At 53.3% G+C, this 20,822-nt stretch carries 21 protein-coding genes, 2 tRNA genes and 1 pseudogene; 12 read left to right on the top strand and 12 right to left on the bottom strand.

Translation table 11 applies throughout. The annotated features are described in order from the left end of the window. Window positions 1-8: 8 nt before the first annotated feature. Both PSSD_RS16195 and dkgB read left to right on the top strand, forming a co-directional pair. A tRNA-Asp gene (locus PSSD_RS16195) sits at window positions 9-85 on the top strand. Between the two features lie 170 nt (window positions 86-255). Next, entirely contained in the window at window positions 256-1,059 is an 804-nt protein-coding gene (gene dkgB / locus PSSD_RS16190; protein ID WP_058972928.1) for a 2,5-didehydrogluconate reductase DkgB, read from the top strand. Window positions 1,060-1,071: 12 nt separating this feature from the next. Here dkgB and yafC read toward each other — a convergent pair whose 3' ends face one another. Further along, on the bottom strand, window positions 1,072-1,980 hold the full coding sequence (gene yafC / locus PSSD_RS16185) for a DNA-binding transcriptional regulator YafC (RefSeq protein ID WP_039337039.1): 909 nt from the start codon (window positions 1,978-1,980) through the stop codon (window positions 1,072-1,074). A gap of 100 nt (window positions 1,981-2,080) precedes the next feature. Between yafC and PSSD_RS16180 the strand changes: the two genes are divergently transcribed. Next, complete coding sequence (locus PSSD_RS16180) at window positions 2,081-3,259, top strand: MFS transporter (protein ID WP_058972927.1); 1,179 nt, start codon at window positions 2,081-2,083, stop codon at window positions 3,257-3,259. A 148-nt stretch (window positions 3,260-3,407) separates the two neighbouring features. Next, a complete protein-coding gene (locus PSSD_RS16175) occupies window positions 3,408-4,208 on the top strand; it encodes an endonuclease/exonuclease/phosphatase family protein (RefSeq protein WP_058972926.1) in 801 nt (266 codons plus the stop codon). Here PSSD_RS16175 and PSSD_RS16170 read toward each other — a convergent pair. The 5 genes from PSSD_RS16170 to gloB form a co-directional block, all read right to left on the bottom strand. Next, window positions 4,205-4,678, bottom strand: a complete 474-nt coding sequence (locus tag PSSD_RS16170; RefSeq protein WP_268810641.1) for a cyclase family protein — start codon at window positions 4,676-4,678, stop codon at window positions 4,205-4,207. The genes PSSD_RS16175 and PSSD_RS16170 overlap by 4 nt on opposite strands. Beyond that, the gene (locus PSSD_RS28375) at window positions 4,590-4,901 is read right to left on the bottom strand and encodes a cyclase family protein (RefSeq protein WP_268810640.1); all 312 of its coding nucleotides are present in this window, start codon (window positions 4,899-4,901) and stop codon (window positions 4,590-4,592) included. The genes PSSD_RS16170 and PSSD_RS28375 overlap by 89 nt, the downstream gene beginning before the upstream one ends. A gap of 7 nt (window positions 4,902-4,908) precedes the next feature. After that, window positions 4,909-6,207 (bottom strand): MFS transporter, encoded by a 1,299-nt coding sequence (locus PSSD_RS16165; protein WP_235589240.1) that lies wholly within the window; start codon window positions 6,205-6,207, stop codon window positions 4,909-4,911. A 312-nt stretch (window positions 6,208-6,519) separates the two neighbouring features. Further along, entirely contained in the window at window positions 6,520-7,890 is a 1,371-nt protein-coding gene (gene mltD, locus PSSD_RS16160) for a murein transglycosylase D (protein WP_058972925.1), read from the bottom strand. A 71-nt stretch (window positions 7,891-7,961) separates the two neighbouring features. Further along, window positions 7,962-8,717, bottom strand: a complete 756-nt coding sequence (gene gloB, locus PSSD_RS16155) for a hydroxyacylglutathione hydrolase (RefSeq protein ID WP_058972924.1) — start codon at window positions 8,715-8,717, stop codon at window positions 7,962-7,964. Window positions 8,718-8,757: 40 nt separating this feature from the next. Between gloB and PSSD_RS16150 the strand changes: the two genes are divergently transcribed. Beyond that, window positions 8,758-9,492 (top strand): class I SAM-dependent methyltransferase, encoded by a 735-nt coding sequence (locus PSSD_RS16150; protein WP_058972923.1) that lies wholly within the window; start codon window positions 8,758-8,760, stop codon window positions 9,490-9,492. Here the strand turns inward: PSSD_RS16150 and rnhA are convergent. Further along, window positions 9,477-9,943: pseudogene (gene rnhA / locus PSSD_RS16145) on the bottom strand (ribonuclease HI). The gene PSSD_RS16150 and the pseudogene rnhA overlap by 16 nt on opposite strands. Window positions 9,944-9,996: 53 nt before the next feature. Here rnhA and dnaQ point away from each other — a divergent pair. Both dnaQ and PSSD_RS16135 read left to right on the top strand, forming a co-directional pair. Then, window positions 9,997-10,728: a DNA polymerase III subunit epsilon gene (gene dnaQ / locus PSSD_RS16140; RefSeq protein ID WP_039337052.1), complete on the top strand. Its 732-nt coding sequence runs from the start codon at window positions 9,997-9,999 to the stop codon at window positions 10,726-10,728. 134 nt (window positions 10,729-10,862) lie between these two features. After that, window positions 10,863-10,939, top strand: a tRNA-Asp gene (locus PSSD_RS16135). Between the two features lie 112 nt (window positions 10,940-11,051). Here PSSD_RS16135 and PSSD_RS16130 read toward each other — a convergent pair. Then, the gene (locus PSSD_RS16130; protein ID WP_058972922.1) at window positions 11,052-12,533 is read right to left on the bottom strand and encodes an NCS1 family nucleobase:cation symporter-1; all 1,482 of its coding nucleotides are present in this window, start codon (window positions 12,531-12,533) and stop codon (window positions 11,052-11,054) included. A 145-nt stretch (window positions 12,534-12,678) separates the two neighbouring features. Between PSSD_RS16130 and PSSD_RS16125 the strand changes: the two genes are divergently transcribed. From PSSD_RS16125 to puuE, 3 genes are read left to right on the top strand one after another with little or no spacing between them, the layout of a single operon-like run. After that, window positions 12,679-13,401 carry a GntR family transcriptional regulator gene (locus tag PSSD_RS16125; protein WP_058972921.1) on the top strand — a complete coding sequence of 241 codons (723 nt, stop codon included), beginning with the start codon at window positions 12,679-12,681 and terminating at the stop codon, window positions 13,399-13,401. Then, window positions 13,398-14,129 carry an allantoin racemase gene (gene hpxA / locus PSSD_RS16120; protein WP_039337057.1) on the top strand — a complete coding sequence of 244 codons (732 nt, stop codon included), beginning with the start codon at window positions 13,398-13,400 and terminating at the stop codon, window positions 14,127-14,129. The genes PSSD_RS16125 and hpxA overlap by 4 nt, the downstream gene beginning before the upstream one ends. Before the next feature lie 34 nt (window positions 14,130-14,163). Then, window positions 14,164-15,123 carry an allantoinase PuuE gene (gene puuE, locus PSSD_RS16115; RefSeq protein ID WP_058972920.1) on the top strand — a complete coding sequence of 320 codons (960 nt, stop codon included), beginning with the start codon at window positions 14,164-14,166 and terminating at the stop codon, window positions 15,121-15,123. 72 nt (window positions 15,124-15,195) lie between these two features. Here puuE and hpxZ read toward each other — a convergent pair whose 3' ends face one another. Genes hpxZ through PSSD_RS16095 form a run of 4 tightly spaced genes read right to left on the bottom strand, consistent with a single transcriptional unit; the run spans window position 15,196 to window position 18,758 of the window. After that, window positions 15,196-15,579: an oxalurate catabolism protein HpxZ gene (hpxZ, locus tag PSSD_RS16110; protein WP_039337061.1), complete on the bottom strand. Its 384-nt coding sequence runs from the start codon at window positions 15,577-15,579 to the stop codon at window positions 15,196-15,198. Between the two features lie 2 nt (window positions 15,580-15,581). Then, window positions 15,582-16,979 (bottom strand): AtzE family amidohydrolase, encoded by a 1,398-nt coding sequence (locus PSSD_RS16105; protein ID WP_058972919.1) that lies wholly within the window; start codon window positions 16,977-16,979, stop codon window positions 15,582-15,584. Further along, entirely contained in the window at window positions 16,976-17,161 is a 186-nt protein-coding gene (gene hpxX / locus PSSD_RS16100; protein ID WP_039333209.1) for an oxalurate catabolism protein HpxX, read from the bottom strand. The genes PSSD_RS16105 and hpxX overlap by 4 nt, the downstream gene beginning before the upstream one ends. Before the next feature lie 10 nt (window positions 17,162-17,171). Then, window positions 17,172-18,758, bottom strand: coding sequence for a gamma-glutamyltransferase family protein (locus tag PSSD_RS16095; protein ID WP_058972929.1), 1,587 nt, complete (start codon window positions 18,756-18,758; stop codon window positions 17,172-17,174). A 242-nt stretch (window positions 18,759-19,000) separates the two neighbouring features. Between PSSD_RS16095 and hpxU the strand changes: the two genes are divergently transcribed. Both hpxU and PSSD_RS16085 read left to right on the top strand, forming a co-directional pair. Next, window positions 19,001-19,840 (top strand): MurR/RpiR family transcriptional regulator HpxU, encoded by an 840-nt coding sequence (hpxU, locus tag PSSD_RS16090; protein WP_039333206.1) that lies wholly within the window; start codon window positions 19,001-19,003, stop codon window positions 19,838-19,840. Window positions 19,841-20,033: 193 nt separating this feature from the next. Then, complete coding sequence (locus PSSD_RS16085; RefSeq protein ID WP_039333205.1) at window positions 20,034-20,819, top strand: transporter substrate-binding domain-containing protein; 786 nt, start codon at window positions 20,034-20,036, stop codon at window positions 20,817-20,819. The last annotated feature ends 3 nt before the right edge of the window (window positions 20,820-20,822 follow it).

The raw sequence follows: 20,822 nt of genomic DNA, 5'->3' as shown, positions 1-20,822 counted from the left end.
GAATCGGTGGAGCGGTAGTTCAGTTGGTTAGAATACCTGCCTGTCACGCAGGGGGTCGCGGGTTCGAGCCCCGTCCGTTCCGCCACTTAATTGATAAGCCCTGACTTAATAAGTCAGGGCTTTTTCATGTCCAAAATTCCCGCCCTATTGTTGACGGAAATGCAATATTCTTGTGCTTATAAGCGGATTTTTCAGCAATAGTAAAACTGCCACAATGCATCCCATCGAAACATTACATTCTACGATGAGGACATTATGACTATTCCTGCCTTTGGTTTAGGCACCTTCCGCCTGCAAGATGATGTAGTAATCCATTCGGTTAAGACCGCGTTGGAACTGGGATATCGTGCGATCGACACGGCTCAAATCTATGAAAATGAGGCTGCTGTTGGTCAGGCTATCGCAGAAAGCGCTATTGATCGTGCTGAGCTCTTTATCACGACGAAGATTTGGATCGAAAATCTGTCAGCAGACAAACTCATACCCAGTCTTCAGCAGAGCCTGGCTAATCTACAAACCGATTATGTTGATCTTACGCTGATTCACTGGCCTTCGCCTGGCGCTGCAGTCTCGGTCAAAGAGAGCATGCAGGCATTGATGGCGGCTAAAGAAGCGGGTTTGACACGCCAGATTGGCATTTCAAACTTCCCGATTGCGCTGATGAAAGAAGCCATTGCAGCGGTAGGTATTGATAACATCGCTACCAACCAGATTGAACTGCATCCATTCTTACAGAACAGAGAAGTGGTTGCGTTCGCGAAGCAGCAAGGATTGCATATCACGTCTTATATGACGCTGGCATACGGGGAAGCGTTGAAGGATGCCACTATCCAGGACATTGCCAATAAGCATCAGGCTACACCGGCACAGATTGTGCTCGCCTGGGCGATGCAATCAGGCTATGCGGTCATTCCTTCTTCAACAAAGCGAGAAAATTTGGCCAGCAATATGAAATCGTCTGACTTGTCTCTGGATGCTGATGATATGGCGCGCATTTCGGCACTGGATCGCCAGCAGCGTTTGGTTAGCCCAGAGGGACTGGCTCCAGACTGGGATTGATTCCCTCAACATTCAGCCCTGGATTCGCCAGGGCTGTTGCTTGACCCACTCGCTAAGAAAGTCGATAAATGCACGCACGCGCTGACTGACGCCCAGGTCGCTGTAGTAGACCGCATTAAAAGGCATCTCGACTGGCACTCGCCGTTCCGCTAACACTTCTATAAATGTCCCGTCAGCAATTTCACTGTCTACCATATAATCCGACAGGCAAGCGATACCCTGATCATCCAGACACAGTTGTTTGATTGTTTCACCGCTGTTCGATGACATTCCCGGCTCAATATCATAAAGATCACGGCCGTTGTCTGAGAGTGGCCAACGGTTCAAACGTAATGGTTCGACAAACCCGAGACATTCATGATGAGCCAGATCGGCGGTGGAGTGGGGGATCCCGTATTTTGCTAAGTAAGCCGGGGTAGCGACCAGTTTGCGATAGCTGATAAACAGCAAGCGCGCGCGTAACGTTGAATCTGTCAGATTACCGGCGCGGATCGCCACGTCCACTTTGCGCTCAATCAGATTGATAAAACTCTCCGAGGAGATAAGTGATAGCGTGACGTCTGGATAGCGTTCGCGAAACGGCTTAATCATCGGAAGGATCAAATGCAGGATGACTGGCGTAGCAGCATCAATGCGTAAGACGCCTTGCGGTGCCAGCTGGCGTTCCACTAACTCATTTTCTGCTGTCGACATCTCCTGCATCAGTTTTTGTACGCGTCGGAAGTAATGTTCTCCTTCATGCGTGAGTGCCAGCTGACGTGTTGTGCGCGTCAGCAAGGCAACCCCCAGTTTACTCTCCAGCTTTTTTACCGTACGACTGACTGCCGAATTCGCCATCTGTAATTGCTCTGCAGCACGGCTGAAACTGCCACTTTCGACAACGGCAATAAACACCTTAAGTTCATCCGACGATGCCTTCATTATGCTCTCCACAGCAAAAGTCTATTGTTACTTTGCACCTTTTTGTCATTAAAGCACGAGTCGATAATGGCGCCCATCAAAACATTATTGGGAGTCAATCATGCCACTTGCACTCTGGGCGCTGACCATCAGCGCCTTCGCTATCGGAACCACTGAATTTGTCATCGTCGGACTGATTCCGACGATTGCTGAACAACTCAGCATTACGCTGCCCTCAGCGGGAATGCTGGTCTCTATCTATGCACTCGGTGTGGCAGTGGGGGCACCGGTGCTAACGGCCTTAACGGGTAAACTGCCGCGTAAACAACTACTGATGGGCCTGATGGCGCTCTTTACGATAGGCAATCTGGTCGCATGGCTGGCACCAAACTATGAGACGTTGATCATTGCTCGGTTGTTAACGGGTTTAGCCCACGGTGTCTTCTTCTCTGTAGGCTCGACGATTGCGACCAGCCTGGTCAGCAAAGAGAAAGCGGCCAGCGCCATCGCGATTATGTTTGGTGGTCTTACCGTGGCGCTGGTGACAGGTGTGCCATTAGGCACGTTAATTGGACAGCATTTTGGCTGGCGTGAAAGCTTCCTCGCGGTTTCGCTACTGGGCGTGATCGCCTTGGTCAGCAGCATGGTGCTCATACCGCGTAACATTGCCCAGCCTCCGGTAACCACATTGTCGCAACAAGCACGCGTGATGCTGAACCCTCGCCTGCTGTTGATTTACGCGATTACGGCACTGGGCTATGGCGGTGTGTTTACCGCTTTTACTTTCCTGGCACCCATGATGCAGTCATTGGCTGGATTCTCTCCTTCAGCGGTAAGTATGATTTTGTTGGGATATGGGATTTCAGTGGCTATCGGCAATATCTGGGGCGGCAAGCTGGCCGACTGCCGTGGGGCAGTACATGCCTTGACGCTGATTTTTACTGCACTTGCGGCGTTGCTGCTGGTGTTCCAGTTCACGGCGAGCATGCACTATCTGGCGCTGGCAACGGTTTTGGTAATGGGGATTTTTGCCTTTGCCAACGTACCGGGTCTGCAAGTGTACGTGGTGCAAAAGGCGGAGCACTATGCACCTGGCGCGGTGGATGTGGCTTCAGGGCTGAATATCGCAGCCTTTAACATCGGTATCGCGCTGGGGTCTTTAGTGGGAGGTCATATCGTTGAGCATTATGGTTTGGCACAGACGCCCTGGGTTGGCGCGGTCATCGTGTTTGCAGCGCTGCTGCTGGTTCGACTGAGCGGCCAACTCGATAAACCTCGGATGGAATTAGCCACGCATTAATACGTACCACAACCCGCTATCTGGCGGGTTGTGGTCTTTCCATGCTGTGAAACGCATTGCGACAATTAACAACACCAATTGAAACCCCGCGCCAAAGTCCCTATAACTGTCAGGTGAAGTCGTAGTCGTCAATCAGCCAGGCGGGAAAGTGCGAAAGAAAACATATGCAATGCGTTACGTGGCGGGTCAGCCTGCTGAGCGGATATTTCCGCCAGGGGCGATGCTGCATCTGGGGCAGGCACTGCCGCCCGGTGCGCCATTACCTGCGGATCCGGCGTTGCGAGTTTTAGTGTGGAACATCTTTAAGCAGCAGCGGGCAGACTGGATGTCAGTGCTGCAAGGTTTTGGTAAAGATGCACACCTGGTCTTACTGCAAGAAGCGCAAACGACGCCTGAATTGGTCAAATTCGCCACCAGTAATTATCTGGCGGCCGATCAGGTCCCCGCCTTCGTCTTACCCCAACATCCCTCTGGCGTCATGACGCTGGCTTCTGCGCACCCTGTGTATTGCTGTCCACTGCGTGAGCGCGAACCTTTACTGCGTTTGGCAAAATCGGCGTTAGTTACCGCATATCCATTACCGACCGGGGAAATGCTGATGGTGGTGAACATTCATGCGGTGAATTTTAGCCTTGGCGTGGATGTTTACAGCAAACAGCTCGGACCCATCGGCGAACAGATCCAGCATCATCGTGGGCCGGTCATCATGGCTGGTGATTTTAACGCGTGGAGCCGCCAGCGTATGAATGCGCTTTATCGCTTCGCTGAAGAGATGACATTGCATGAAGTGAACTTCACGGACGACCATCGCCGTAAAGCGTTTGGCCGTCCGTTAGATTTTGTCTTCTACCGAGATATGAAAGTCAGTGAAGCCTCGGTACTGGTGACACGGGCCTCGGACCACAATCCTTTACTGGTCGAATTTACTCCCGGATCCTTTGCTCGCTAATCTGTTATAAGCGCAATGGCCCTAACTGGCGATGCGGAACCCTGTTCAATGCGCAGCGGTAAAGCGATAAAGGTAAAACGAGGCGGCAATAATTGCAGATTGGTCAGGTTCTCAATGATCAGTTTATCGTTGCCCAGCACCTCGAGATGAACGGGATTGCCCTCATTTCCGAACGCATCTAAGGAGAGTGCATCAGTGCCAAAGACCTGTACACCTTTGCGAATCAGATAAGCTGCACCTTCCGCTGAGAGTCCGGGCCAGTCCTGCAAAAAAGCATCGTGATCGGGTTTTAGCGCCCATTTTTCATGCCAGCCAGTACGAAATACGACAATATCATCAGCCTCGATCGCGCCATGCTCTTGCTCCCATCTCTGTATCTCTTCAACACCAAATGTGGTGCGGGGGGGCAGTAGTACGCATATCCAGCAACAAACCACGGCCAATGAGCTGGCGCACATCGATTTGCTCAATGGTTTTGCCACCTTCAATAAAATGCGACGGAGAATCCACATGGGTACCGCAATGGTCTCCCATCACCAACTGACAATTGTAGTTACCGTCACCACCTTGGTAGCTCTCGTTATCAGCTACGGTAAATTTAGGATGGGTTGGCCACACCGGCATACTTATCTGATGTAAGTGATTCAGCTCAATCAGTTTACTGCTGCGTAATTGCGTCCAGAGATCAGTCATTTCATCCTCACTTCTTAATGTTTACCGTCTCTTTAATCAGAGCGAGCGGAATACAGGAGAGCAGGAGCATGCCAACAATCACTAAATAGTGAACGCTGAAGCCCCAGGTATGGATAATCCAGCCGCTCACAGGCGCAACTAATATGCCCGCGATGCCCACTGCCAGACCAATCATCAAGCCCAAACTGGAAGCAGCAGCATGCGGCGATGAGTCAATTAACAGCGCATAGGCAACCGGATAAGGTGAATTGCGGAAGAGTCCCCAGAAAATCAATATTGCCCAAGCCAGCGTGGCTGAGTGGATAAAAATGCACAGTGTACAAGCGAGAATCCAGCCAGCAATAATGAAGGTCAGTGACGTTTTGCGCCCTCGTTTATCAGAGAAGCTGCCCCAGGCAATTTGCCCAATCCAGCCCGTAATGCCAGAAGCACCGGAGATAATGGCAGCGGTGGAGAGGTCCAGACCCACTTCACGAGTAAGCTGAAGGGTTAAGAAGTTAGCAATACCCATCTCAGCCCAGATAAAACCGAACACCAAGGCAATCGCCATCAGACAGTTACGGTTCTTCAGACAGCTAAAAGAATTTTTTAAACTGGATTTCTGCGGTTTGGCCTCGATAGGGCGGGTTAACTTATTCTCATCGATCCAATTAAACACACGCTGATGATTCTTTTTGGTACCGATGATCAGCTGCAGTACCACTATCACCAATCCAATGAGAGGAATGAACAGAAAAGCGTGGCGCCAGTCGCCGAACATCAAAATTGCGGCGATAAGGACTGGTCCGAGAAATTGCCCAAGCGGAAAGCCAGTATGGTGCACGCCAATGGCAAAGCCGCGGTTCTCTTTTTGCCACCACTCTCCCAGTAACGCGACGTTGATGGGTTCTGAGCCACCGGTCCCCATGCCCATAAGCACGCGAAGTGCCTGAAAGGCGCCCAGCGTCTTGCAAAACGCAGTCGCAACACCTGAAACAATTTCAACCAGCACCGCAAGGCACCAGCTGTAGCAGCGACGGTAACCGCTACCGATGTAGTCAGAGAGTAAACCGAAGAGCACAGCCCCTGAGAGGGTACCGAAGAAGCTCAAGGAGTTTATCCAGCCAGCTTGTACCTCGCTCAGATTGAAGTCCTTCATGATAGCGGGTAGCAGCGTCGGCAGGATGATGCGGTCGATGGAGTTCATCAGGATTGCCAGAGTGGTAATGACTAGCATGGCCCATGAGAGAGGATGGGCTCGCGGCAACCAACCGGTTTTTTCCGTTGCAATGTCTGGTTGCGGTGGTGGACTTTTTTTGGTCGGCACTTAACTGTTCATTCAGGCTATCACTCATCATCAACCCTTTTCCAACTGGTGGTTAATTAAGCCGCACGGAAACTTCATTCAGCGGCACAATGCGCAAGCGGATGTAACATTTACGTTACTTTACTTGCGCTATTTTTTAACCATAAGGGATGTTTTCTACCATACAAGAATTGCATGACTGTTATTTGAGCACTGTCACGCTGAAAGGTTTTTAATCGGGATTAAAGCCACAGTGAAAACAGGTCTGGAAGCGGGAGGATGGCAGGAGAATAAAAATGAAAAAGGCTGACAAAAGTCAGCCTTTTCGGCGCATTAAGTATCAGGGGTTGCGCTATTCTTAACAAACAGCGTGAGCTTGTCGCCCGGCTGAATGTCTTTAGCGTCACTGTTCCAGCGCATCACGTCTTGGGTATTCACGCCATGACGTTTTGCAATACTGGCAAAAGAATCACCCTTACGTACACGGTAGGTGATGCTGTTGCCGTTATCTGCCAACTGCGTTGCTTTGCCGCCTACGGTCAGAGTCTGACCGATACGAACTGAAGCGCTGCGCAGATTGTTCTGCTGTTTCAGTGCACTGACGCTTACGCCAAGCTTGTTGGCAATTGCCGACAAGGTGTCGCCTTTACGTACCGTGTAGCTGTTTCCTGCCGCGCTGACTTTCGCCATCTCGGTAGGCTGCACGGAAGCAATATCACCGGATGCCAGTGAATTGCGAAGCTGAGCAACGTTGGACTTCGGCACCATAATGTAGTGCGGTCCATTTGGCGCAGTGGTGCCGTTTTTATATCCGGCGTTGAAGCTCTTCAACTTGCTGAGCGACAATCCGGCCATATCGGCGGCCTGCGTCAGTTCAATTTGCTGTCCCACTTCCACGCGCGCCAATGCTCGGCTCTCGTTCGGGGTCGGCAATTTGATACCGTAACGCTTGTTGTTCTTGAGAATCTCACTCAAGGCCAACATTTTAGGTACATAGACCGTGGTCTCGCGGGGGAGCGATAAGTGCCAGAAGTCAGTCGGCTTGCCGCGCGCCTTATTCTGTTTAATCGCTTTCAGCACACGTCCTTCACCGCTGTTATAAGCAGCAACTGTTAACAACCAGTCACCGTCAAACATACCGTTCAGACGCTGCATCATATCCAGCGCAACTTTGGTCGAGGCCACCACATCGCGGCGTCCGTCGTACCATTGGTTCTGTTTCAAACCATAGTTTTTGCCCGTTTGTGCAACAATCTGCCAGATGCCAGCGGCATTCGCAGAAGATGTTGCATGTGGGTCAAAAGCGCTCTCCACTATGGGTAGCAGTACCAGTTCCATCGGCATTTTACGTTTCTGTATCTGCTCGACAATCCAGTACATGTACGGCTCTGCCCGTAATGTTACATCGTGGAGATAGCTCTTATTTCTTAAAAACTTTGTTTTTTGTTCGCGGATCCGGGGGTTTTCCGGAATCCCCATCTTCAACTCGTCACTAATGTGATTCCAGAGATCAGTATCTTCTGCGAGGCTTGTTCCATCATCCTGCCATCGCGGCGACAACAATCGATCTCCGTACTTTCCATTTTCACCTTGACCAGCTGAAGACAGGCTCTGTGCATGCTGTACGGGGATATTGGCGTCATTCCTTGATGCCTGACATCCTACCAGCAAGACCGAGGCGAGTAATATCGCTTTAGCCTTCATGTGTGTGTCAATAGTTCGCTTAAAAGACGAGCAACTATACGTTAGGGGTCCACACAACACAACCAGAAATATCAAAAACGGTCTTTCTTCTCGCGTAGATCGGCAAATGTTTGCCATAAGGGAGCGGATGTCACATTAGTCCCTAAAGCCTTTTGCAAATCAGCATCTTGCGTGCGCAAAAATAAATTTATTTCCCGCTCAAGTGCCAGTTTTGTGGGTAAAGTAATGCGATTTTCTGCACGTAAGTCCTTAATTTGCTGATACCTTGCCAAAATTTTCGGGTCATGAGGCAGAATAGCCGCAGCAAACTTCATATTGGATAAAGTGTACTCATGTGCACAGCAAACCAGGGTATCAGCGGGGAGATGATTAAGCTTCTGAAATGACTCAAACATTTGCTCAGCGCTGCCTTCAAAGAGTCGCCCGCAGCCGCCTGAAAACATCGTGTCACCACAAAAAAGATAAGGTGAACTGAAATATGAGATATGTCCTAAAGTGTGTCCGGGTGTTGCGATGACACGGAAATTTAGCCCCAGCAGCGTAAATTCATCACCTTCGGCGACAATCTGTTTTGCCCCTTTATCTGCGGTTTCTTCTGGCCCGAAAACCGCCAAATCGGGATAGTGCTGCAATAAATCTGCGACACCGCCAACATGGTCGTGATGGTGGTGGGTGAGCAAAACGGCCACCGGATTCCAGTGGTTTACCCTGAGTTTGTCCAGTACCGGTTGGGCCTCGCCAGGATCGACAATCAGACAATTTTTGTCATCGTCCGTCAGTGTCCAGATGTAGTTATCCTGCAATGCGGGAATACTGGTAAGATTCATAAACACCTCTCAGGTCGTAGAAAAAGGATGATGGTAGAGCATGAAGCCAGCTAAAACACGCCAAGTTCTGACTGCACCACGCTCCTGGCGCGATATGCCTTGGGGAGACTACTTCCGCGATGCGCTCAGCCAGCAATTACAGCCATATCTTGGAAAGGTGTATGGCTTTCATATGATTAAGCTTGGCAGCCTCAGCGCCGAAATCAATACCAGCCAGTGTGCCATATCACATCAGGTGAATGTGGGCATTGAGGGCGATGACCTGCAGGTTATTGCTAACACCACACAGTTACCCTTTGAAGCGAAATCGATTGATGCCTGTTTAATGGCGCATACGCTGGCCTGGAGCCAGGATCCCCACCGTGTCTTGCGCGAGGTGGATCGCGTGTTGATTGATGACGGTTGGATGATTATCAGCGGCTTCAACCCGTTCAGTCTGCTGGGCGTCAGCAAAGCCATACCCGGCCTGCATTCGCGCGCGCCCTGGAGCGGACGCATGTTCAGCCAGACGCGGCTGCTCGACTGGCTGAGCTTACTTAACTACGAAGTGGTGTATCGCACACGTTTTCAGGTAGTGCCGTGGCATCATCAGGGAGGTAAGGTGATCAGTGCGCACCTGCCAGCGCTCGGCTGTTTGAATATTGTGGTGGCGCGTAAAAGGACGTTCCCGTTAACGCCCACCAAAATGAAGAAAAGCCTGAACAAAGCGCAACTGCGACAAACGGTCAACGCCACGCGCCAGTTTCGTGAAGTGAAGGATCAGGATTCAACCTGATAGCCGATGTCATCCAGCGTTGGATTACCGGCTGCTTTGCGGGCTAATTCGTCACAGCGTTCGTTTTCAGGATGGCCCGCGTGGCCTTTGACCCACTCCCATTTGATTTCATGGTTACTGAGTGCCAAATCCAGCCGCTTCCAGAGATCGACATTTTTAACCGGTTTTTATCGGCAGTTTTCCAGCCACGTTTTTTCCAGTTATGGATCCAACTGGTGATGCCCTGACGCACATACTGACTATCGGTGCTGAGCACCACTTCACAGGATTGGGTCAGCGCTTCCAGAGCCACAATCGCTGCCATCATTTCCATGCGGTTGTTGGTGGTGAGACGATAACCGGTGCTGAACTCTTTTTCATGGGCACCATAACGTAAAATCGCGCCGAAGCCGCCAGGGCCCGGATTGCCGAGGCAGGATCCATCGGTGAATATTTCTACCTGTTTGCGCATCTCTGGTAGACTTCCTTCTGACAAAACGCCAAGTCTGACATAAAACGAGTCCTATGAGCACTGCAAATAACCGCCAGATCGTCCTCGATACAGAAACCACCGGCATGAACATGATCGGTGTGCACTATGAGGGGCATCGCATCATCGAAATCGGTGCCGTTGAAGTGATCAACCGCCGCCTGACCGGTAACAACTTCCACATGTATCTCAAGCCCGATCGGCTGGTGGATCCGGAAGCGTTTGGTGTACATGGTATTGCGGATGAATTTCTCGCGGATAAACCGATGTTCGCCGACATTGCCGATGAGTTCCTGGCGTATATCCAGGGGGCGGAACTGGTGATCCACAACGCCTCGTTCGATATCGGCTTTATGGATTACGAATTTGGCATGCTGAACCGGGGTATCGGTAAAACGGATACCTTCTGTCAGGTCACCGATAGTCTGGCGATGGCACGTAAGATGTACCCGGGCAAGCGTAACAGTCTTGATGCGTTGTGTAATCGCTACGAAATCGACAACAGCAAGCGTACGCTGCACGGCGCATTACTCGATGCCGAGATTTTGGCTGAAGTGTTCCTGATGATGACCGGTGGGCAAACGTCGCTGGCATTTTCCGTCGAAGGGGAGCAAAGCAGTCAAAGCTCAGGTGACAATATTCAACGGATTGCGCGCCCCAGTTCGGGCTTACGTGTGGTGAGTGCGAGCGATGAAGAAATTGTCGCGCACGAGAGTCGCCTCGACTTAGTACTGAAAAAGGGCGGAAGCTGCCTGTGGCGTGCCTGAAGCAGATGATTTTGCGTGGAAAAGCGGCGTTAAGATGAAAAAAACAACAAACGAACTTTTCTGGCAGAAAAATCGTTGACGGGTGATGAGGCGACCATTAATATCCGCCTCGTTCTCGACGGGGAACAAAGCGCGGAGCGGTAGTTCAGTTGGTTAGAATACCTGCCTGTCACGCAGGGGGTCGCGGGTTCGAGCCCCGTCCGTTCCGCCAATCATTAAAGAAGCCGATGCAGAAATGCATCGGCTTTTTGCTTTTCTCAACCCGTTCGAAACACCTGACGTCTCTTGGGGACGTAGGGTCGCCATTCATGGCGACCACCTTATCAATCTTTCTGCACCGCCACTTCCTGACGATAGGCCGCCACTGAGACTTCACGATCGGCACGCGCCAGATAACGATAACAGCCCGCACCCAGTGCCACGCCGATAAACCAGCTAAAATTCGCCACTGCATGAAGCGAAGGGATAAAGCTGATCACCAGACAGATACCCACTGACGGCAACAAAGCTGCAATCGCTTTCGGGTTAAAGCCACCGCGATACCAGTAACGACCTTTAGGCGTGTCATCGAACAGATCATCTACATACACCTTGCTGCGTTTAATCAGGTAAAAATCCGCAATCAGGATGCCAAACAATGGGCCGATGAATGAGCCCAGTACATCCAGCGTGTAGTGAATCAATTCAGGTGACTGGAACAGGTTCCACGGGGTCAACAGCACAGAGCCCACCGCAGCAATCATGCCACCGGTGCGGAAGCTAATCTTCTGTGGTGAACAGTTCGAGAAGTCAAATGCCGGTGACACAAAGTTCGCCACGATATTGATGCCGATGGTCGCAATAATCATCGTCAGCAAACCAATCGCCACCGCAACATCGTTACCGACCATACTTACCGTCTCAATCGGATCGGTAATCATGCGGCCAAACAGGGACTGCGTACCCGAGACGATCACCACCGTCACAATCGAGAACAGCAGGAAGTTGAACGGCAGGCCCCAGCGGTTACCCCGGCGGATCTCGCCCATGCTTTTACCGTAGCGGGAGAAGTCACCAAAGTTGAGCAACGGACCCGAGAAGTACGAGACCACCAGCGCGGTGGCGGTGATCATCTGCCAGGTTTGCTCACCGGTACTCAGTTGCTTGCTGGCCAACGTGAAGGAGATACCGTCAAAACCGGTTTTGTATACAATCCAACCGGCTAATGCCACCATCACCACGTACACGGCCGGACCCGCCACATCAATAAAGCGTTTAATCGCGCTCATGCCATGCCAGAACACCATAGCCTGCAGGAACCACATCACAGCGAAACAGCACCAGCCGAGTTGTGACAAACCGAGCCAGCTGCTTTGCGTCATGCTGCTCAGGGAAGGGAAGAACTTCAGCAGCACCAGCATCAGCGCATTGGCCGCCAGATAGGTCTGAATCCCGTACCAGGCGAAGGCGATCAAGCCGCGAATCACCGCCGGGATATTGGCTCCAAACACACCAAACGCCTGACGCGAAATCACCGCGTAAGGCACACCTGCCATCTGGCTGGGTTTTGCCACCAGATTCGCGCACAACTGCACAATACAAATGCCAACCAGCAGGCACAACAGCACCTGCCAACTGGCCAGGCCCAGAGTAAAGAAGCTGGCAGCCACCACATAACCGCCCATGCTATGCACATCGGACATCCAGAAAGAAAAGATGTTGTACCACGACCAGTTCTGGTCGCGGGTGGGCGCCAGATCCTCATTGCACAGACGTGGACTGTAATGGGCGTTGACCCCAGAGGTCACTTCAGACTGATTTGGCATGAAACCTGCTCCTCTAACAACATGGGAAGAATAATCACTGCGTGAAACGGTATTGCAGGATCCAGGCCAGAATTGATTTCTTGTATACAAAAAATTAATTTCACGTATACGATGTGCTATGCACAGTCACTTGCCGGAGCAGGTAATGAAGAGCGAAACAGGCCAGAAAACGGCTGCCGATCTGAATGATCGCGACGAACCCATCTATCAGGCGTTGCTGAGCGCCATTGTGGAACATCAACTGCCGCCGGGCAGTAAATTGCCGGAAGAGGCACTTTCTGAAGTGTTTGGTGTGAGCCGCACCGGTATCCGTAAAGTGTTACAACGCCTCGCGGCGGTGCAAATGATCACGCTTTCGCCCAGGCGTGGTGCACAGGTCGCCACGCCCGGTGTGGAGGAGGCGCGCGACATCTTCGCCACGCGCAGCCTGCTGGAGTGTGCAAATTTACCGGCGGTACTGGCGCATGTGCAGCCTCCGCACCTTGCTGCGCTCAACAGCTTGATTGAGGAAGAGCAGCAGGCGCATGAACAGCACGATGGTGCTGCTGCCATTCGTTTATCTGCCGCTTTTCATATTCAGCTGCAGGCGATTTCCGGCAATCAGGTACTCACTGACATGGTGACGCGCCTGACGCAGCGTTCTTCACTGGTGATTGCCGCCTATGGCGCGCCCTGGCAGCGAGGTTGTCGCTGCGATCATCACGATCGACTGGTGGAATTGCTGCGAAAGAAAGATTTGCAGGCGCTTACAGAGGCCTTACAGCATCATTTTGAACACATTGTTTCCAGCCTGCACTTTGAGCGCAGTGGCGAAACGCTGCCTGATTTCACCCGGTTATTTTCCGGTCACAAAGGAGCCGCATCATGACAGTGATTCAGGTGATCAACCCCAATACCAGCCAGGCAATGACAGAAACCATCGGCGCCGCGGCGCGTGCGGTGGCCGCACCGGGCACGGAAATTTTGGCGGTGTGCCCAAGCCAAGGCGTACCGTCCATTGAAGGCCACTTTGATGAAGCGATTGCCGCGGTGGGCGTACTGGAACAGGTCAGGCTCGGTAAAGCACAGGGCGTGAGCGGCCATGTGATTGCTTGTTTCGGCGATCCGGGATTGCTGGCGGCGCGTGAACTTGCCAGCGGTCCGGTGATCGGGATTGCGGAAGCCGCAATGCATACCGCTACCTTGGTGGCAACGCGTTTTTCCATTGTCACCACGCTGCCCCGTACTTTGGTGATCGCGCGTCATTTATTACAGCAGTATGGTTTTACCCATCACTGTGCGGCATTACACGCGATTGATTTGCCGGTACTGGCCCTGGAAGACGGCAGCGGTGTGGCGCAAGAGAAGGTACGCCAGCGCTGCATTCAGGCGAAACGCGAAGACGGCAGTGGCGCGATTGTATTGGGCTGCGGGGGCATGGCGTCACTGGCGCAGGAGCTCACTAAAGAGTTAGGTATGCCGGTCATTGATGGCGTCAGTGCCGCGGTAAAAATGGTGGAGTCGCTGGTGGCACTGGGCTTCGGCACCAGCAAACACGGTGATTTGGATTACCCGATTGAAAAACCGCTCAGCGGTGCATTTCAGCACCTAAACTAAGGGCTGGTTGAGGACTGACTAAGGAATTTGCAGAATGAGTGATGTATCTGAAAAGAAAGAGTACAGCTTCAACAAAAACTATCCGCGTGACCTGATTGGTTATGCGAACAACCCTCCGCATGCGCAGTGGCCAGGCAAGGCCAAGGTGGCGGTGCAGTTTGTCCTCAATTACGAAGAGGGTGCGGAAAATAACGTGCTGCACGGCGATGCCGGTTCGGAGCAGTTCCTTTCGGACATTATCGGTGCAGCCAGCTATGCCGATCGCCACATGTCAATGGATTCACTGTACGAGTACGGTTCACGTGCCGGTTTCTGGCGCATTCATAATGAGTTTCAAAAGCGTGGTCTGCCGTTAACGGTATTTGGCGTTGCGATGGCGCTGGCGCGTCATCCCGAGATCGTCGAGGCGATCAAAACCGCCGAGTACGATGTGGTCAGTCATGGCTGGCGCTGGATTCATTATCAGGGGATGGATGCCAAAACCGAGCGCCAGCACATGCAGCAGGCGGTGGATGTGTTGCGCGATCTGTTCGGTAAAGCGCCTACGGGCTGGTATACCGGGCGCGACAGTCCAAACACTCGCCGTCTGGTGGTGGAGCAGGGCGGCTTTAGTTATGACAGCGACTACTACGGTGACGATTTACCGTTCTGGACGCAAGTGACCTGCCAGGATGGCACCGTCAAACCGCACCTGATCATTCCCTACACGCTGGAATGTAATGACATGCGCTTTGCCTCGCCGCAGGGTTTCAATACCGCGGAGCAATTCTTTGTCTATCTGCGCGACACTTTTGATGTGCTGTATGAAGAGGGTGACACTTCGCCGAAAATGATGTCGATTGGCATGCACTGTCGTTTGTTGGGGCGTCCGGGCAAATTCCGTGCCCTGCAACGCTTCCTCGACCACATCCAACAGCATGAAAATGTGTGGGTGTGTACGCGCCAGCAGATTGCGGAGCACTGGATGAAAACGCATCCTGCCCCGAACGTGTAATCAGATAGGTTTGTAGGGTGCGCACTAACGCGCACCAGGACTTTCAGGTCAGCATTCATGCTGACCCTGCAATCAACTCATCAAACTCACCTGCGCAGCCACAATACGCCAGCCATAAGGCATGCGGATCCACGTCTGCTGCTGGCGGCCAATCTTCTCCACGCCCTCGCGGGTGAATTCGGTACTGCACACCGCGTAGTCATCGCCAAAGGTGGTGATCACGGTGTTACGCAAGGTGCGATCCAAACCTTTAGAGGGGCGTGCGGCGCGAAACGCACGAATCTCATCAATACCATAAAGATTCTCACCGGCACCTAAGCGTACGGTACGCTCATCGTGCCAGAACAACTCATCCAGCACCTCAACATTGTTACTCACCAGCGCCTCTTCGTAGCGGTAAAACGCGGCGGTCACTTCGGCGAGCACGGCCGGACGGTCAATATGTTCAGCTTTCATGGTTAAGCGTCCATTAAGGTGGTTTGTGGCAGGGTCAGCCCCTGCTGCTGGAGTGCCCAGGCTGCGCGCAGCGCCAGGTGTTCTTTAAACGGAGCCGCAATCAGCTGCAGGCCAATCGGCAATCCACTGGCGGTTTGCAACGGAACGGTACACACCGGCAGACCGAGGAATGAAATTGGCTGGGTTAACATGCCCATGCTGGCGCGCGTTGGCAAATCGTGACCGTTTATATGGATGGTTTCTTGTCCGATAGTGGTGGCCGTGCAGGGCGTGGCAGGTGCGATCAGCACATCAAACTGCTCAAACAGCGGTAAGACTTGCTGCTGGAAGTGGCGACGGAAACGCTGAGCCTGCACATACCAGGCGGAAGGCAACATGGCACCTGCCAGCAGGCGCTCGCGCGAGTTAGGTTCAAATTGCTCTGGCATCCTCCGCAGCGCCGGCAGATAGTGATTTCCGCCTTCCACACCGGTCATGATAAAGGCCGCTGAGCGGGCGATTTCCGCATTCGGCATGGTCACCTCTTCACTGGCATTGAGCGCTTGCGCCACCGCCGTGACGGCAGCACGTGCTTCATCGCTGCACCAGGTAGAGAAGAAACCGCCCAGCACCGCACTGCGTATGCCTTCAGCGCCTTTGCTTAAACCATCACTGGCCGGAGCCAAAGGCTGTTCAGACTGGAAGGCATCAGCAGGGTCACGACCTTGCAGCGCGTCATACACCAGGGTCAGATCCTCGACTGAGCGGGCAAAGGGACCGATATGATCGAGACTGGCAACAAACGGATGGCTGCCGCTTCGTGACAAACGACCAAAGGTCGGCTTCAGGCCATAGATACCACACAGCGAGGCAGGCACACGGATCGAACCGTTGGTATCGGTGCCCAGCGAGAAGTGCACTAAGCCCGCCGCCACCGCTGCAGCAGAACCACCTGAAGATCCGCCAGCGATCCGAGTCAGATCGCGGGGATTATGGGTGGCACCGTAGTGGGTATTTTCAGTGGTAAAACCGTATGCGTAGGCATCCATGTTGAGCATGCCGGAGAGCAGGGCACCAGACTGACGCAACTTGCTGACGGCCCAGGCATCTTCGCGTGCCGCTGCGCGCTCACTGAACAGGCTGGCACCGGCCAGGGTGCTGTGCCCGGCAACATCAAACAGGTTTTTCACCGCATAAGGAATGCCAGCCAGAGCCGGTAACACTTCACCGCGTTGGCGTTGCCCATCAACCTGTTCGGCTTCACGCAGCATGCGCTGCCCGGTGACTTCGGTCCAGGCGTTGATCGCCGGATTATGCTGCTCAATGGCATTCAGCGTTTGTTCAGCCACCTCACGGGCGGAGATCTCACCCTGATTCAGGGCCTGGTTTAAGGCTTTGATCGATAGCGAGGCCAGTTTCATGGATGGAATACTCCTGCCACTTCCAGTCGATCATCAAGCGGGAAGGCCATCAATGGCTCGGCCATGGCCGCGATACGGTTAAACTGGATGAGCAGTTCGGCACGGCGTGCGTCATCTAACTCCAGTGCCAGGATCTGTTCCATTTGGGCGATATAGGTGGCCCAGTCCGGTTGTGTACTCATCGTTATCTCCTTAGAAACCGGCGGCGCTGCCGTTGCTGCGTGGATCGAACGCACCTTCCAGCATGCCGTTATTGTGTCTGACTATCGCCCCTGCATGGCCGACCACCTCGCTGAAGTCGGGCAATAACTCCACTTCGTGACCGAGCTGACGCAGTTGCTCTACCGTTTCAGGTGCGATGCGCGATTCCAGTTTGAGTGAGTCAGAGGACTGGCCCCAGGTACGTCCCAGCAACCAGCGCGGCGCACTTACGGCCTGCTGCAATGGCTGGCCCTGGATCACATGACGGGTAAAGATGGCGGCCTGCGTCTGTGGCTGCCCATCGCCGCCCATCGATCCGTACACCATGGTGCGGCCATCTTTGAGACGAGCGGCTGCGGGATTGAGGGTGTGGAACGGTTGTTTGCCGGGTGCCAGCGCCAGCATGTGGCCTGGCTGCAGGCTGAATGCGGCACCGCGGTTCTGCCAGGTGATGCCGGTGCCGGGTAGCACTACGCCGCTGCCAAATTCATGGTAGATACTCTGGATAAAGGAGACCGCCAGACCGCTGCTGTCCATCACGCCCATCCACACGGTATCGCCAGGCCCTTTTCCGGTGCCCCAGGGTGCTGCTTGTTGATCATCAACCTGTGCCGCCAGTGAGGCGAGGTGTTCAGCATCCAGCAGATCCTGCACATTGAAGTCGATGTGGCGGGGATCGGTGATGTGTTTGTCACGCAGCGCAAAGGCTTTTTTGGTGGCTTCAACGATGCGATGCACAGTTTGGGCTTCATCCGCCTCTGCCATATTCAGGCGATCGGTGATGCCCAGGATCGCCAGCGATACCAGTCCTTGCGTGGGCGGCGTCATATTCCAGACATCACCCTCGCTGTGTGCCAGATGCAGTGGCGTACAGCGACGCGCCTGCTGCTTTTGCAAATCTTCCAGCGTGATGGGCATACCAAGCGCGGTCATTTCACGCGCCAGATGATGTGCCAGTTCGCCGCGATAGAAACTCTCTAAACCCTGCTCACTGAGGAGGCTGAGCGTATTGGCCAGCGCAGGCTGGGTGAAGCGACTGCCTGCCGCGGGCACGGTGCCGTCGGGTAAGAAGGTGGCAGCAAAACCAGGCTGGTGCAGCAACTCATGTTGCTTGGCAGCGGTGGCGGCAGCTTGTGAGGCGGTGACGGGAATACCGTCGGCGGCATAACGGATGGCGTCGCGCAGCAAACGTGAAAGCGGCAGTGGAGTGGTACCCAGTTCAGCCGCCAGCGTTAACGCTTCCTGCCAGCCACTGACCGTGCCCGCGACGGTTAACGCCGCTTTCGGGCCGCGATGTGGGATATGACTTTCACCATGATAGAAGTCGAGATGCGCCAGCGCGCCTGCTGCACCACTGGCATCAATGGCTATCGGATCACCATTTGGCGGAACGACCAGCCAAAAGCCATCGCCGCCTAAACCGTTCATGTGCGGATAAACCACCGCGATAGTCGCAGCGGCAGCGACCATCGCTTCAATGGCGCTCCCGCCTTCGCGCAGCACCGCGAGAGCGCTTTCACTGGCGAGATGATGTGGGGTGACGGCCATCCCAAGCGGGGCCATGTTGCTCTGTATCATAATCAACTCTTCTCGAATATTGCTTTGTAGGGTGCGTATTTGCGCGCGCATTGTTAGCGGTCGCCATAAATGGCGACCCTACGGTTGCACAGTCTTTTTTGTAGGGTACGCATTTATGCGTACCAGCCGACTTAGCCCGTTGGTGAAAAGATTCAAGCAAGAGCTGTTCCAGTTTTAGACGAACACCTAATCTGGATCGATTTATGCTAGCTTGTGATGAAACGAAAGTTACAGGACCAATGATGAAACAGCTTGATGAACGCCTTCGCAGTCACTATCCGCAATTGTCGCCGCAAGAGCAGCGCATTGCTGATTTTGTGTTTGACCATTTTGATGACCTGATTAGCTACAACAGCGCAGAGCTGGCAAGGCTTAGCGGGGTATCTAAGGCCACAGTCAGCCGCCTGTTCAAACGTTTGGGCTATGAGAAATACAAGGACATGCGCGACGAGTTACGCGTGTTGCGCCAAAGCGGCATGCCACTGACCGATAACCGTGATGCGGTGCAAGGTAACACGCTGTTGTCACGTCACTATAAGCAGGAGATGGCTAACCTGACGCAGTGGGTCAACAGCATCGATCCCCAGCAATTTGGCGAGGTGATTCAGGCGCTGGGGGCGGCAAAACGGGTGTTTATCATCGGTATGCGTAACGCCTATCCGGTGGCCTTGCACTTGCGTCAGCAGCTGATGCAGGCGCGCCCGCAGGTGCACGTGTTGCCGCAGCCTGGTCAGACGCTGGGCGAAGAGCTGGTGGATATCACGCCAGAGGACATGGTGGTGGTGATGGCGTTTCGTCGTCGACCACGCATTATTCGCCCGCTGATGCAGCAACTGCAGCAGAGCAACATTCCTGTGCTGGCGCTGTGTGAGCCGCAGGCGCAGGGCATCATCACGCTGGCGTCCTGGCAATTATGCGCGCCACTGGATAGCGTCTCCGCCTTTGATAGCTATGCCTCTGCAATGAGTCTGATCAATCTGCTGGCCAATGCGTTACTGCATGAAATGTTGTCGCAGGGCCGCCAGCGTATCCATCAGATAGCCGATCTTTATCAACACCTTGATGAGTTAGAACACCGATAAGGGGCACCAATTTGGTGCTTTGCACCTTTTTTGATCGTAAAAAATTGCGGGCGCTAAGCCCGTTTTTTTTGCCTAAAACTCAGCATTCATTCGATTTTTCTGACTTTCACTTCCCTTGCGTTTGGTTGGCACATTAGTTGCAAATCGATTTATAAAGAATCTTTTGTTTCACGAAAACTCACCGGGGTGCATAATGAAGAAAGTTTTACTGGCAGTGGCAGGCGCAGCATTGTTGATGGCTCAGGTTGGCAGCGCCATGGCCGATCAGCTGCAGGATATCCAAAAGCGTGGCGTGATCCGCGTTGCGGTGCCTCAGGACTTCCCGCCGTTTGGTTCAGTAGGTACCGATTTGCAGCCACAAGGCTACGACATCGATATGGCCAAATACCTCGCGAAGCAGATGAAACTGAAGTTGCAGCTGGTTCCCGTATCCAGTGCCAACCGTGTGCCTTATCTGCAAACCGATAAAGTCGATCTGGTGATTTCGAGCATGGGTAAAAACGCCGAGCGCGAGAAAGTGATCGATTTCAGCCGTGCTTACGCACCGTTCTTCCTCGGCGTGTTCGGGCCGAAAGGTGAACCACTGAAAGATGCCGCAGCATTGAGCGGCAAATCCATCGGCGTCACCCGCGGTGCGGTGGAAGACATGGTATTAAGCGATATTGCCCCGAAAGATGCGCAGGTGAAACGTTATGAAGATAACAACACCACGCTGTCGGCTTACCTGTCTGGACAGGTGCAATATGTTGCCACAGGCAACCTGGTGGTTGCTGCGATTGCCCGCCAGAACGCGGAAAAAGCGCCAGTGCCACAGTTCATGTTGAAAGATTCACCGTGCTTTATCGGCCTGAAGAAGGACGAGCCGGCGCTGAAAGACAAAGTGAATGCGTTGATTGAGCAGGGCATCAAAGATGGCACCCTGAACAAGCTGTCGGAAGAGTGGCTGAAAGCACCACTGCCAGCCAACCTCGGCGCATAACAC

Origin of the sequence: Type-D symbiont of Plautia stali (genome assembly GCF_001485335.1) — a bacterium.
Lineage (GTDB): Bacteria > Pseudomonadota > Gammaproteobacteria > Enterobacterales > Enterobacteriaceae > Pantoea > Pantoea vagans_C.
The sequence above is the reverse complement of the archived record's forward strand: the minus strand, read 5'-3'. Positions and strand labels throughout refer to the sequence as shown.

Bases quoted from the DNA above. Each gene is read 5' to 3' on its own strand.
- PSSD_RS16085 (WP_039333205.1), top strand. From the start codon at position 20,034: ATGAAGAAAGTTTTACTGGCAGTGGCAGGCGCAGCATTGTTGATGGCT.
- dnaQ (WP_039337052.1), top strand. From the start codon at position 9,997: ATGAGCACTGCAAATAACCGCCAGATCGTCCTCGATACAGAAACCACC.
- PSSD_RS16150 (WP_058972923.1), top strand. From the start codon at position 8,758: ATGAAGCCAGCTAAAACACGCCAAGTTCTGACTGCACCACGCTCCTGG.
- PSSD_RS16105 (WP_058972919.1), bottom strand. From the start codon at position 16,979: ATGAAACTGGCCTCGCTATCGATCAAAGCCTTAAACCAGGCCCTGAAT.
- hpxX (WP_039333209.1), bottom strand. From the start codon at position 17,161: ATGAGTACACAACCGGACTGGGCCACCTATATCGCCCAAATGGAACAG.
- gloB (WP_058972924.1), bottom strand. From the start codon at position 8,717: ATGAATCTTACCAGTATTCCCGCATTGCAGGATAACTACATCTGGACA.
- PSSD_RS28375 (WP_268810640.1), bottom strand. From the start codon at position 4,901: ATGACTGATCTCTGGACGCAATTACGCAGCAGTAAACTGATTGAGCTG.
- PSSD_RS16125 (WP_058972921.1), top strand. From the start codon at position 12,679: ATGAAGAGCGAAACAGGCCAGAAAACGGCTGCCGATCTGAATGATCGC.
- yafC (WP_039337039.1), bottom strand. From the start codon at position 1,980: ATGAAGGCATCGTCGGATGAACTTAAGGTGTTTATTGCCGTTGTCGAA.
- dkgB (WP_058972928.1), top strand. From the start codon at position 256: ATGACTATTCCTGCCTTTGGTTTAGGCACCTTCCGCCTGCAAGATGAT.
- puuE (WP_058972920.1), top strand. From the start codon at position 14,164: ATGAGTGATGTATCTGAAAAGAAAGAGTACAGCTTCAACAAAAACTAT.
- hpxA (WP_039337057.1), top strand. From the start codon at position 13,398: ATGACAGTGATTCAGGTGATCAACCCCAATACCAGCCAGGCAATGACA.
- hpxZ (WP_039337061.1), bottom strand. From the start codon at position 15,579: ATGAAAGCTGAACATATTGACCGTCCGGCCGTGCTCGCCGAAGTGACC.
- hpxU (WP_039333206.1), top strand. From the start codon at position 19,001: ATGAAACAGCTTGATGAACGCCTTCGCAGTCACTATCCGCAATTGTCG.
- mltD (WP_058972925.1), bottom strand. From the start codon at position 7,890: ATGAAGGCTAAAGCGATATTACTCGCCTCGGTCTTGCTGGTAGGATGT.
- PSSD_RS16095 (WP_058972929.1), bottom strand. From the start codon at position 18,758: ATGATACAGAGCAACATGGCCCCGCTTGGGATGGCCGTCACCCCACAT.
- PSSD_RS16180 (WP_058972927.1), top strand. From the start codon at position 2,081: ATGCCACTTGCACTCTGGGCGCTGACCATCAGCGCCTTCGCTATCGGA.
- PSSD_RS16130 (WP_058972922.1), bottom strand. From the start codon at position 12,533: ATGCCAAATCAGTCTGAAGTGACCTCTGGGGTCAACGCCCATTACAGT.